We start from the raw sequence: 11,798 nt of genomic DNA on the forward strand, positions 1-11,798 counted from the left end.
TCACGCCTCCTTCGTGTCGACGGGGGCGGACGCGCGACGGGTGCGGCGCAGCGGCGGCTTGGCGCCCAGTCGCTTCGGGTCGAGGCCGGACCACTTGTGTCCCTCGGCGAAGAACTTCCTGCGGGCGAGGAGGGTCATCAGCGGCTTGGTGAAGAGGAACACGACGACGACGTCGAGCACGGTGGTCAGACCGAGGGTGAACGCGAAGCCCTGGACCTTGCCGACGGTGACGATGAAGAGCACCGCGGCGGCGAGGAACGACACGAAGTCGGAGACCAGGATCGTGCGCCGGGCGCGCGGCCAGGCACGCTCGACGGCGGGTCGCAGGCTGCGGCCCTCACGGATCTCGTCACGGATGCGTTCGAAGAAGACGATGAACGAGTCCGCGGTGATACCGATGGCGACGATCGCGCCGCAGACGGCCGGCAGGTTCAGCGCGAAGCCGATGGCCGGGCCGAGCAGCGCCATGAGCACGTAGGTGAGGATCGCCGAGACGCCGAGGGAGGCGATGGCGATGACCGACAGGCCCCGGTAGTAGATCACCAGGTAGAGGACGACCAGCGCGAGGCCGATGGCGCCCGCGATCAGGCCGGCGTGCAGCTGCTCGCCACCGAGGGCCGCGGTCACCGTGGTGACGCTGGACTCCTTGAAGCTGAGCGGCAGCGCGCCGTAGTTCAGCATGTTGGCCAGGTCCTGCGCCTCGGTCTGGGTGAAGCTGCCGGAGATCTCGGCGGTGCCGCTCAGCGACTCCGTCACGCGCGGGTCGGAGACGACCTGACCGTCGAGGACGATCGCGAACTGGTTCTGCGGCGGCTGGTTCTGGGCGAGCTTGCCGGTGATGGCCGCGAACTTCTTGGAGCCACCGGAGGTGAACTCCATGGTGACCTTCCAGCCCGCGCCGGTCTGCGTGTCGAAGACCGCGCCGGACTTCTTGATGTCCGTACCGGACACCTCGGCCGCGCCGAGCACGTACTTCTGGTACTGGCCCGTGGAGTCCTTGGACTGGCCGCAGGCGACGGTGGGCTCGGTCGGCCTGGCGTCGGAACCGGCCGTGGCACGGACCGCCCTGTCGGAGCAGTCGAGCGCGGCGTACTGGGCCTGGAGCTTGGCGGTCGCGGGGTCCACGCTGGCGCTCGCGGACGGCGAGGCGCTGGAGGAGGGCGAGGCCGGGGAGCTGGGGGTGCCGCTCGCGGAGGGCGAGGAGCCCGCCTTCAGGGCGTCACTGACCGGGCGGCCCTGGGTGGTGGCGGAGGCCGACGGCGTCGGGGACGGCGAGGAGGACGAGGTCGCCTTGTCCTTGGACGCGCTTCCGGAGGCGCTCGACGACGGCGTGGCCTTCGCGGTGCCGCCGGAGGCCTCGGTGGCCAGCACGGGGCGGAAGTAGAGCTTGGCGGTGGTGCCGACCTGCTTGCGGGCCTGCTCCGAGTTCGTGCCCTTGGGGATGTTGACAATGATGTTGTCGGATCCCTGGGTCTGAACCTCGGCCTCGGAGACACCGAGACCGTTGACACGGCGGTTCATGATGTCGACCGCGGTGTCCATGTTGGTCTTGTTGATCGCGTTGGGCTGGCCCGGCTCGTTCTTCGCCGTGAGCGTGATGCTCGTGCCGCCGGCGAGGTCGATGCCGAGACGCGGCGTGGGGTGCCCGGTCGCGAACATGCCTCCGGTGAGCGCCGCGATGGCGATCAGGATCAGGGCCAGCGAGCGCCCCGGCCTGCTCTGGGCGCTCGCGCTCCGGCCCTTCTTCGGTGCTGCCACCTTCTCGTACTCCCTCTCGGGCCGCCCTGCGCCGGGTGAGCGCGGAACGGCCATGCCATGGTGTCGGGACCTCGTGCGAGAACAGCACGTCCCGGGAGCGGCGAGGCGCGGGGATCGCGCCGAGCTCCCGGATCGTGACTACTTCGCTTCGGCCCCGCCGTCGGTCTTCTTCGGCTCCGCCTCGTCGACGTCGGCCTCGTCGGCCTTCGCCTCGACGACCTCGTCGGCCGGCTTGTCCGCCGCGTCCTTCTTGCCGAGGTCGAGGGGCTTGTCGTCGGAGGCGTCGGAAGAGGCGTCGGCGGCGGGCTCGTCGGTCTCGGTGAGGGAGGAGGCGTCGTCCGGCACGACCGAGCCGTCGGCCTTCAGGTCGTGCTCGATGCCGTGGACGATGCGGTTGTACTCGTCGTCCGTCAGGACGGCGCCGATCGCGTTCTTCGCGAAGAGCAGGTCGACACCGGGAGCGGCGTCGAGGAGGACCGTGTCCTCGTTGACCTCCTTGACGGTGGCGTACATACCGCCGATCGTGCGCACGCCGGAGCCGGGCTGCAACTCATTGCGCATGGAAGCGGCCTGCTGCTGCTTCTTCTTGGCCGACCGGGTCATCAGGAACATGGCCCCGATGAGCACGATGAACGGGAGGAGGGTCACTGGACTCACGGGTCGGGACTTCCTTCTTCGACCGCACGTAGTGGTGAGCGGCCTGCTGGATGGGGGTATGTATGCCGTCGACATGGGCGGCATCGGCGGAGTCTAAGCGAGTCCGCACTCAGGGAACAACGCTCAGCATGGCACCGGGGTTCCTGCCCCGGTGCGTACGCACGCCGTCACGCCCCGAACAGGTCCTCTTGTCCGTTTCCGCCGGTTGACCGGCGGGGCGGCGTGAGGCCGAGATGCGCCCATGCCGCGGGTGTCGCCACCCGGCCACGGGGAGTGCGGGCGAGAAGCCCCTCCCTCACGAGGAAGGGCTCGGCCACCTCCTCCACCGTCTCACGCTCCTCCCCCACAGCGACAGCAAGTGTGGACAATCCGACAGGACCGCCGCCGAAGAGCTTGAGCAGGGCTTCCAGGACTCCGCGGTCGAGACGGTCGAGTCCGCGCGCGTCGACCTCGTAGACCTTCAGCGCCGCCCCTGCGATCTCCCGGGTGATGATCCCGTCCGCCCTGACCTGCGCGTAGTCGCGTACGCGGCGCAGCAGGCGGTTGGCGATGCGGGGCGTGCCGCGGGAGCGGCCGGCGATCTCCGCGGCGCCCTCGGTGCCGATCTCGACGTCCAGGAGGCCGGCGGAGCGGTGGACGACGCGCTCCAGCTCCGCGGGCTCGTAGAACTCCATGTGGGCGGTGAAGCCGAAGCGGTCGCGCAGCGGCGGGGGCAGCAGGCCCGCGCGGGTGGTGGCGCCGACCAGGGTGAACGGGGGCAGCTCCAGCGGGATGGCGGTGGCGCCGGGGCCCTTGCCGACGATGACGTCGACGCGGAAGTCCTCCATCGCCATGTACAGCATCTCCTCGGCGGGCCGGGACATGCGGTGGATCTCGTCGAGGAAGAGGACCTCGCCCTCCTGGAGGGAGGAGAGGATCGCGGCGAGGTCTCCGGCGTGCTGGATGGCGGGGCCGCTGGTGATGCGGATGGGGGCGCCCATCTCGGCCGCGATGATCATGGAGAGGGTGGTCTTGCCGAGGCCGGGGGCGCCGGAGAGCAGCACGTGGTCGGCGGTGGCCCCGCGCGCGCGTGCGGCGCGCAGGACCAGGTCGAGCTGTTCGCGGACCTTCTCCTGGCCGATGAACTCGTCCAGGTCCTTGGGGCGCAGCGCGGCCTCGACGGCCTGGTCCTCGCCGTCGGCGACCGGTCCCACCAGCCGTTCGGCCGCGGGGCCGACGAGCCGCTCGTCCGCGGCTTCGTCTGTCGTGTCGTCCCAGTTCATCGGTGGTGCCTCGCGGTCTCGTGGTGGTGGGGCGGCCGGCGGTTCGACGGGCGCCGGCCGCGCCGGGGCACGGCCCCGGCCCGGGGGCCGGGGTCCTTCAGCGTGCTCGGTTCAGGGTCTGGAGGGCCGCTCTGAGGAGCTGGCCGACCTGCGGGGTTCCCTCGGCCGCCTCGGCCTGCGGGGCCACGGCGGCGACCGCCTCGTCGGCCTCCCGGGTCGCGTACCCGAGGCCGACGAGGGCCGCGTGCAGCTGGTCGCGCCAGCCCGTGGTGACCGCCGTGCCGATGGCCGGGCCGCCGGGGCCGAGCGGCGCGCCGAGCCGGTCCTTGAGTTCGAGCAGGAGCTTCTGGGCACCCTTCTTGCCGATGCCGGGCACGGCGACGAGGGCCTTCTCGTCACCGGTGGACACGGCACGGCGCAGGGCGTCGGGGCTGTGCACGGCGAGCATCGCCTGGGCGAGGCGCGGGCCGACCCCGCTCGCGGTCTGGAGGAGCTCGAAGACCTGGCGCTCGTCGTCGTCGGCGAAGCCGTAGAGGGTGAGCGAGTCCTCGCGGACGACGAGGGAGGTGGCGAGCTTGGCCTGCTGTCCGGTGCGGAGCCCGGCGAGGGTGCCCGGGGTGCACTGGACGGCGATGCCGATGCCGCCGACCTCGACGACCGCGGAGTCGGGGGCGAGGGCGGCGACCGGGCCGCTGACGAAGGCGATCATGCGGTACGGCCTTTCGATGCCGGGCGCGCGGCGTGCGCCGCCGCGGCCTGCTGGAGTCTGTTCTGGGCGACGGCCCGGTCGGGCCCGATCCGCGCGGCGGTCTGCTGGAGTCTGTTCTGGGCGGGGGCGCGCCAGATGTGGCAGATGGCGAGCGCGAGGGCGTCCGCCGCGTCGGCGGGCTTCGGCGGCTCGGCGAGCCGGAGGAGCCGGGTGACCATCGCGCCGACCTGGGCCTTGTCCGCGCGTCCGTTGCCGGTGACGGCGGCCTTGACCTCGCTGGGGGTGTGCAGGGCGACGGGGATGCCGCGCCGGGCCGCGCAGAGCATGGCGACGGCGCTGGCCTGTGCGGTGCCCATCACGGTCCGGACGTTGTGCTGGCTGAACACCCGCTCGACGGCGACGTACTCCGGTTCGTACTCGTCGAGCCACTGCTCGATGCCCTGCTCGACGGCGACCAGGCGCAGGCCCAGTTCGGCGTCCGCGGGGGTGCGTACGACTCCGACTCCCCGCATGGTCAGAGGCCGCCCGGCGACTCCTTCGACCACCCCGACACCGCACCGGGTCAGCCCGGGGTCGACACCCAGCACCCGCACCCGGGCCTCCTTCGATCTCGCCGCTCACAGCCGGGGGTCTCCCCAGTTCGTGCAGGCTATCGGGTGCCACTGACAGAGCGACGGGCCGACGGGTGTGTCCCGTCGGCCCGTCGCTCCGGGCAAGCCCTCGGATCAGGCGTCGACCTTCTCCATGACCTCGTCGCTGACGTCGAAGTTGGCGAAGACGTTCTGCACGTCGTCGCTGTCCTCCAGGGCGTCGATCAGCTTGAAGATCTTCCGGGCGCCGTCCTCGTCGAGCTCGACCTGCATGGTCGGGACGAAGTTGGCGTCGGCGGAGTCGTAGTCGATGCCGGCGCCCTGGAGCGCGGTGCGCACCGCGACCAGGTCGGTGGCCTCGGAGAGGACCTCGAAGCTCTCGCCGAGGTCGTTGACCTCCTCGGCGCCCGCGTCGAGCACGGCGCCCAGGACGTCGTCCTCGGTCAGCTCACCCTTGGGGACGACGATGACGCCCTTGCGGTTGAACAGGTACGACACCGAGCCGGGGTCGGCCATGCTGCCGCCGTTGCGGGTCATGGCGACGCGCACGTCGGAGGCCGCGCGGTTGCGGTTGTCGGTGAGGCACTCGATGAGCACGGCGACACCGTTCGGGCCGTAGCCCTCGTACATGATCGTCTCGTAGTCGGCGCCACCGGCTTCGAGACCGGCGCCGCGCTTGACCGCGGAGTCGATGTTCTTGTTCGGGACCGAGCTCTTCTTCGCCTTCTGGATGGCGTCGAACAGCGTCGGGTTGCCGGACACGTCGGCGCCACCGGTGCGGGCCGCGACCTCGATGTTCTTGATCATCTTCGCGAAGAGCTTGCCGCGCTTGGCGTCGATCACGGCCTTCTTGTGCTTCGTCGTAGCCCATTTAGAGTGGCCGGACATCTGCCTGTCTCCTTCGCGTAACCCAACCTGTACGGACTCCCCCAGGCGTCGAGAGCCTGGGGAGACCCCACAGATCCTACAAGGACGCCGGTGTCCGGTTCGCGCGCACCATGTCGACGAACAGACCGTGCACGCGGTGGTCGCCCGTCAGCTCCGGGTGGAACGACGTGGCGAGCGCGTTTCCCTGGCGGACCGCGACGATGTGGCCGCCGTGCTCGGCGAGCACCTCGGCCTCGGCACCCACGGACTCGACCCAGGGGGCGCGGATGAAGACGCCCTCTACAGGATCGCCCTCGACACCCCGTACGTCGACCGCCGCCTCGAAGGACTCGTTCTGCCGTCCGAAGGCGTTGCGGCGCACGATCATGTCGATGCCGCCGATGGTCTCCTGGCCCGAGCGCGGGTCGAGGATCTTGTCGGCGAGCATGATCATGCCGGCGCAGGTGCCGTAGACGGGCAGGCCCGAACGGACCCGCGCGCGCAGCGGCTCCATCACTCCGAAGAGGACCGCCAGCTTCGAGATGGTGGTGGACTCGCCGCCGGGTATGACCAGGCCGTCGATCTCGGCGAGCTCCTCGGGCCGCCGCACCGGCCTGGCCACGGCGTCCGCCGCGGCCAGGGCGATGAGGTGTTCCCGTACGTCGCCCTGGAGGGCCAGGACGCCAATGACAGGAGTGCTCATGTGACTACCAGCCGCGGTTGGCGTAGCGCTCGGTCTCGGGGAGGGTGTCGCAGTTGATGCCGACCATGGCCTCGCCGAGGTTGCGGGACGCGTCCGCGATGATCTTCGGGTCGTCGTAGAAGGTGGTGGCCTTCACGATGGCGGCGGCACGCTTGGCCGGGTCGCCCGACTTGAAGATGCCGGAGCCGACGAAGACGCCCTCGGCACCGAGCTGGCGCATGAGCGCGGCGTCGGCGGGGGTGGCGACACCACCGGCGGAGAACAGCACGACCGGCAGCTTGCCGAGCTCGGCGACCTCCTTGACGAGCTCGTACGGGGCACGCAGGTCCTTCGCGGCGGCGTACAGCTCGTTGTTGTCGAAGCCGCGCAGGCGGGCGATCTCGTTCTTGATCTGGCGCAGGTGGCGGACGGCCTCGACGACGTTGCCGGTGCCGGCCTCGCCCTTGGAGCGGATCATGGCCGCGCCCTCGGCGATGCGGCGCAGGGCCTCGCCCAGGTTGGTGGCGCCGCAGACGAAGGGGGTCGTGAACGCGAACTTGTCCGAGTGGTTGACCTCGTCGGCCGGGGTGAGGACCTCGGACTCGTCGATGTAGTCGACGCCGAGGGACTGGAGGACCTGGGCCTCGACGAAGTGGCCGATGCGGGACTTGGCCATCACCGGGATGGAGACCGCCTCGATGATCTCCTCGATCATGTTCGGGTCCGACATCCGGGCGACGCCGCCGTCCTTGCGGATGTCGGCGGGGACCCGCTCCAGGGCCATGACGGCAACGGCGCCGGCGTCCTCGGCGATCTTCGCCTGCTCGGCGTTGACCACGTCCATGATCACGCCGCCCTTGAGCTGCTCGGCCATGCCGCGCTTGACGCGGGCGGTACCGATCGCGGTGTTCTCGGCGGAGTTGGAGAGGGTGCTGGACACGGGTTGACCTCGCTCGGGGGAAGAGGATTTGTGCAGCTCCGAGGAAACGCGAGGTGACCAGTCCACTGCAAGGGCCAATGGGGAGGCGGTGGCTCGTTTTCGTTCCGGTCCACCGCCGCGCGTCAGTTCGTCGGGCGGTCGGCCAGGGCCACGGGGGGCTCGTCGTCCATCTCGAAGGCCATGGGGAACGGGGCGTGGCCCGCGAGGCGGAACCAGCGGACCTTGCGGTGGCGGCGCAGGGCGCGGGCGGCGCGTACGGCGTCGTTGTGGAAGCGCCGCGCCATGGGCACCCGGCGCACGGCCTGGGCCAGTTCACCGGCCGCTTCCTCGCCGCCGGGCGCCTCACGGACCGCCTCGACCTGCTGGGTCTCCCCGAACACCGCCCGCAGGGCCTGGCTCAGCTCGCTCTCGGCCACCTCGCGCTGCTCCTCCTCGGCCTGCCGGGCCGCGTGCGCCGCTTCGTAGAGGACGATCGAGGCGGCCGGGTCGAGCACCCCGGAGGTGGCCAGTTCCTGCGCGACGGAGGCCCGGCGCAGCAGCTGCGCGTCGAGGGCGGCGCGGGCGGCGTCGATGCGGGAGTGCAGCCGGTCGAGGCGTCCGGCGGTCCAGCTCAGGTAGAGGCCGATCGCGACGAGGCCGACGAGGATCCAGATGAGGGTTGCGGTCACGGGCGGCAAGGCTACCGGTGCGGATCACGGGCCCGCCGGGGCCGCACACGCCACCGGCCCGCCGGGACCCGCACGCGCGCCACCGGCCCGCCGCGGCCCGGGCACTGTGGGTCCGCCGGCCCGCCATGGCCCGGGCAGCGGGTCCGCCGGCCCCACGGGGCCCCGGCCGCACACGGAGCCGCCACCGGACCGTCGTGTTCCGGCCGTTCTCCGTCCGCCGGGCGCCGGGTGTCCGGCCAGGAGGGCCCACGGCGTCGGGCGCGGGGTGTCCGGCCGGCACGGCCCACCGCGTCTTCGCGCGGGGCGACGGTCCCGCTGCGGGGCCGCACGCGCGGCCGACGGGGAAGGCGGTCTCGCGGCGCCCCGTCCGTGCGCGAGGGCGGGCCGGACGCCCCTGCCGTGGGGTCCGCGGAACCGCCCGTACGGGATCGATCGGCCCGTGCCCGGATCCGCTCAGGCTCTGCCGGGCCAGGGTCGCCGCCCCTCGGGCTCCCCAGCGGGGGCGGACCCGGGTGTCTCGGCCCCCGGGGACGCCGTCGCCGGAGGACTCCGGAGGCGTCGGTCGCCGGAGGACCCCCGGGACGCCCGTCACCGCGGGACCCGGTGGCGCCCACCACGAGCGGGCCCGTCACCCGTGGACCCCGGGCGGGTCGGTCGCCGGTGGAGCCCCGGAGGGTCAGTCTCGAGCCAGGCCGAAGCGGGCCCTGAGGCCCGTGCGTTCGTCGGTGGCCACCGCGGCGGCGCCGTCCGTCACCGTCTCGTACACGGACAGGATGTCCGCGCCGACCGTCGACCAGTCGAAGCGCCGCACGTGCTCGCTGCCCCGCACCCGCAGCGCGGCCCGGCGCTCCGGGTCGGCGAGCAGGCGCAGCGCGGCGGCGGCCAGGTCGGCCGCGTCCTCGTTGGCGAACAGCTCACCCGCGGAGCCCTGGTCGAGGACCTGGGCGAACGCGTCGAGATCCGCGGCGAGCACGGGCGCCCCGGCGGACATCGCCTCGACGAGGATGATCCCGAAGCTCTCGCCGCCGGTGTTGGGCGCGACGTACAGGTCGACGCTGCGCAGCAGACGGGCCTTGTCCTCGTCGCTGACCATCCCGAGGAACTCGACGCGCGAGCGCATCTCGGCGGGCAGCGACTCCACAGCCTCCTTCTCGTCGCCGCGCCCGGCGACCAGCAGCCGCGTCTGCGGGCGCTCGGCCAGGATCGCGGGCAGCGCCTTCATGAGCACCGGCAGGCCCTTGCGGGGCTCGTCGATGCGGCCGATGAAGCCGATGGTGTCGCCCTGCCACTCGGGCTTGGGCTTGGCGCGGGCGAAGAAGTCGACGTCGACGCCGTTCGGGATGACGACCGCGTCGCCGCCGAGGTGCTCGACCAGGGTGCGCCGGGCGTACTCGCTCACCGCGATCCGCGCGCTGATCTTCTCCAGGGCGGCCTGGAGGATGGAGTACGCGGCGACCATCGCCCGGGAACGCGGGTTCGAGGTGTGGAAGGTCGCGACGATCGGGCCCTGGGCCGCCCAGCACGTCAGCAGGCCGAGCGACGGCGAGGACGGTTCGTGGATGTGGACCACGTCGAAGGTGCCGTCGTGCAGCCAGCGCCGCACCCGGGCGGCCGACAGGAAACCGAAGTTGAGCCGCGCCACCGAGCCGTTGTACGGGACCGGGACCGCGCGGCCCGCCGAGACGACGTACGGCGGCAGGGGCGTGTCGTCGTCCGCGGGGGCGAGGACGGAGACCTCGTGCCCCAGGCCGATGAGGTGTTCGGCCAGGTCGCGGATGTGGAACTGGACGCCGCCGGGAACGTCCCAGGAGTACGGGCAGACGATGCCGATCCTCACGAGGCCCTCTTCTCGGGGTCCTGTGTGCCGGACCCCTCGGGGGGAGCCTTCCCGGCGTCGAGGTCCTTGAGCCACAAACGCTGCAACATGTGCCAGTCCTCCGGGTGCTCGGCGATGCCGTGGGCGAAGGCGTCGGCCAGCGCCTGTGTCATGACAGACGTCTTCTCGGCCCGACTGCCCGACCCGGGGACCTCGACGGGCGGATGCACCCGGCCGCGCATCACGGGCGAGTCGTCGTACCAGAGCGTCACGGGCAGGAGGAGGGCGCCGGTCTGCTGGGCGAGCAGCGCCGGGCCCGCGGGCATCCGGGTCGTCTCGCCGAAGAACTCCACCTCGACGCCCGAGGCGGACAGGTCCCGTTCCGCGACCAGGCAGATCAGCCCGCCGTCGCGCAGGCGCCGGGCCAGCGTGCCGAACGCGGCACCGCCGCTGTGCGGCAGGACCTCCATGCCGAGGCCCTCGCGATAGGCGACGAAACGGTCGTACAGCGACTCGGGCCGCAGGCGCTCGGCGACCGTCGTGAACGGCGTCTTCAGTCCGGTGGTGACCCAGGCGCCCGCCAGGTCCCAGTTCGCCATGTGGGGAAGCGCCAGGATGACGCCCCGGTCGGAGGCGATGCCGTCGGTGAGGCGGTGCACGTCCTCGACCTCGAAGCCGCCCGCCACGCGCTCCTCGCTCCACGCGGGAAGCCGGAACGACTCCATCCAGTAGCGCAGGTACGAGCGCATGCCGGCGCGGGAGAGTTCCGCGAGCCGCTCCGGTGTCGCGTCCGGCACCACGCGCGCGTAGTTGCTCTCCAGACGCAGGACCCCCTTGCCGCGCCGCTTCCAGGCGATGTCGGCGATCGTGCGGCCCAGGCGCACGGCGACCGGCTCGGGCAGCTTCTTGACCACGCTCCAGCCCAGGGCGTACGAACCGTCGGCCAGCCTGTCCCGCAGGCTGGTCACGAGGTGGCCTCGCTGCTCTGGGCCGCGACCGCGGCGTCCGCCTCGGCGGCCTCCCGGCGGACGGTGACGACGCGCTGGATCAGCGTGACGAGACTGCCGACGGCGACGATCCACAACGCGATGGGCAGCAGCACCTGGATACCGGGCACCCCGAACGTGTGCAGACCCGCCAGACCGGCCGCGACCAGCGAGATCACCAGCCGCTCGGCGCGCTCGACGAGACCGTTGACCGCGACCGGCAGACCGATCGACTCGCCCCGGGCCTTGGTGTACGACACCACCTGGCCGCTGGCCAGACAGAAGATCGAGACGGCGCACAGGACGTTGTCGTCGCCGTTGCCCGCGTACCAGAGTGCGAAGCCGCCGAAGATCGCGCCGTCGGCGACCCGGTCGAGCGTGGAGTCGAGGAAGGCACCCCAGCGGCTGGAGCGGCCGAGCTGGCGCGCCATGTTCCCGTCGACCAGGTCGGAGAACACGAACAGCGTGATGACGATCGTTCCCCAGAAGAACTCTCCCCGGGGGAAGAAGACCAGCGCCCCCGCCATGACTCCGGCCGTGCCCAGGAGGGTGACCGTGTCGGGGCTCACCCCCCGGCGGACGAGAAACGCGGCGAACGGTGTGAGGACACGCGTGAAGAATGCACGCGCGTACTTGTTCAGCATGGCCTTCCCGAGGGTCGGTGTCGCCGGGCGGCCCCTGCTGGCCGTCGGCTGGCCCATCGTAGCCACGCGTGCGCTTGTGCGATGGCCGGGCACCCGCACCCCGTGTCACGACAGGGTGCCGCCGGCGTCACGGCGCGATCGCGTCCCCTGTATGGACGCACAGTGACGCGAGTGCAAAGCTCGAAGAACCGCGGGCGTCACCGGTGCCGCCACCGAACG

12 protein-coding genes are annotated in these 11,798 nt (G+C 71.9%); all 12 read right to left on the minus strand.

Features of this window, described 5'->3' with window-relative positions; translation table 11 throughout:
• The 12 genes from secD to WJM95_RS04805 all read right to left on the minus strand — a co-directional run bounded on the left by secD (position 1) and on the right by WJM95_RS04805 (position 11,636).
• Positions 1-1,758 carry a protein translocase subunit SecD gene (secD, locus tag WJM95_RS04750; RefSeq protein WP_339128198.1) on the minus strand — a complete coding sequence of 586 codons (1,758 nt, stop codon included), beginning with the start codon at positions 1,756-1,758 and terminating at the stop codon, positions 1-3.
• A gap of 138 nt (positions 1,759-1,896) precedes the next feature.
• Positions 1,897-2,415 (minus strand): preprotein translocase subunit YajC, encoded by a 519-nt coding sequence (gene yajC, locus WJM95_RS04755; protein WP_339128199.1) that lies wholly within the window; start codon positions 2,413-2,415, stop codon positions 1,897-1,899.
• Between the two features lie 167 nt (positions 2,416-2,582).
• Positions 2,583-3,677 carry a Holliday junction branch migration DNA helicase RuvB gene (gene ruvB, locus WJM95_RS04760; protein WP_339128200.1) on the minus strand — a complete coding sequence of 365 codons (1,095 nt, stop codon included), beginning with the start codon at positions 3,675-3,677 and terminating at the stop codon, positions 2,583-2,585.
• A gap of 97 nt (positions 3,678-3,774) precedes the next feature.
• Positions 3,775-4,386 (minus strand): Holliday junction branch migration protein RuvA, encoded by a 612-nt coding sequence (gene ruvA / locus WJM95_RS04765; protein WP_339128201.1) that lies wholly within the window; start codon positions 4,384-4,386, stop codon positions 3,775-3,777.
• Complete coding sequence (gene ruvC / locus WJM95_RS04770) at positions 4,383-4,979, minus strand: crossover junction endodeoxyribonuclease RuvC (RefSeq protein WP_339128202.1); 597 nt, start codon at positions 4,977-4,979, stop codon at positions 4,383-4,385. The genes ruvA and ruvC overlap by 4 nt, the downstream gene beginning before the upstream one ends.
• Positions 4,980-5,111: 132 nt before the next feature.
• Positions 5,112-5,864, minus strand: a complete 753-nt coding sequence (locus tag WJM95_RS04775; RefSeq protein WP_339128203.1) for a YebC/PmpR family DNA-binding transcriptional regulator — start codon at positions 5,862-5,864, stop codon at positions 5,112-5,114.
• A gap of 76 nt (positions 5,865-5,940) precedes the next feature.
• Positions 5,941-6,546, minus strand: a complete 606-nt coding sequence (gene pdxT / locus WJM95_RS04780) for a pyridoxal 5'-phosphate synthase glutaminase subunit PdxT (RefSeq protein WP_339128204.1) — start codon at positions 6,544-6,546, stop codon at positions 5,941-5,943.
• Between the two features lie 4 nt (positions 6,547-6,550).
• A complete protein-coding gene (gene pdxS / locus WJM95_RS04785; RefSeq protein WP_339128205.1) occupies positions 6,551-7,465 on the minus strand; it encodes a pyridoxal 5'-phosphate synthase lyase subunit PdxS in 915 nt (304 codons plus the stop codon).
• Between the two features lie 122 nt (positions 7,466-7,587).
• The gene (locus tag WJM95_RS04790) at positions 7,588-8,133 is read right to left on the minus strand and encodes a hypothetical protein (protein ID WP_339128206.1); all 546 of its coding nucleotides are present in this window, start codon (positions 8,131-8,133) and stop codon (positions 7,588-7,590) included.
• A gap of 676 nt (positions 8,134-8,809) precedes the next feature.
• Positions 8,810-9,970, minus strand: coding sequence for a glycosyltransferase family 4 protein (locus tag WJM95_RS04795; RefSeq protein ID WP_339128207.1), 1,161 nt, complete (start codon positions 9,968-9,970; stop codon positions 8,810-8,812).
• Positions 9,967-10,917, minus strand: coding sequence for a phosphatidylinositol mannoside acyltransferase (locus WJM95_RS04800; protein ID WP_339128208.1), 951 nt, complete (start codon positions 10,915-10,917; stop codon positions 9,967-9,969). Before WJM95_RS04800 ends, WJM95_RS04795 begins: the two co-directional genes overlap by 4 nt.
• A complete protein-coding gene (locus WJM95_RS04805; RefSeq protein ID WP_339135355.1) occupies positions 10,914-11,636 on the minus strand; it encodes a CDP-alcohol phosphatidyltransferase family protein in 723 nt (240 codons plus the stop codon). The genes WJM95_RS04800 and WJM95_RS04805 overlap by 4 nt, the downstream gene beginning before the upstream one ends.
• Positions 11,637-11,798: the final 162 nt, after the last annotated feature.

The organism is Streptomyces sp. f51 (assembly GCF_037940415.1).
Taxonomy (GTDB): domain Bacteria; phylum Actinomycetota; class Actinomycetes; order Streptomycetales; family Streptomycetaceae; genus Streptomyces.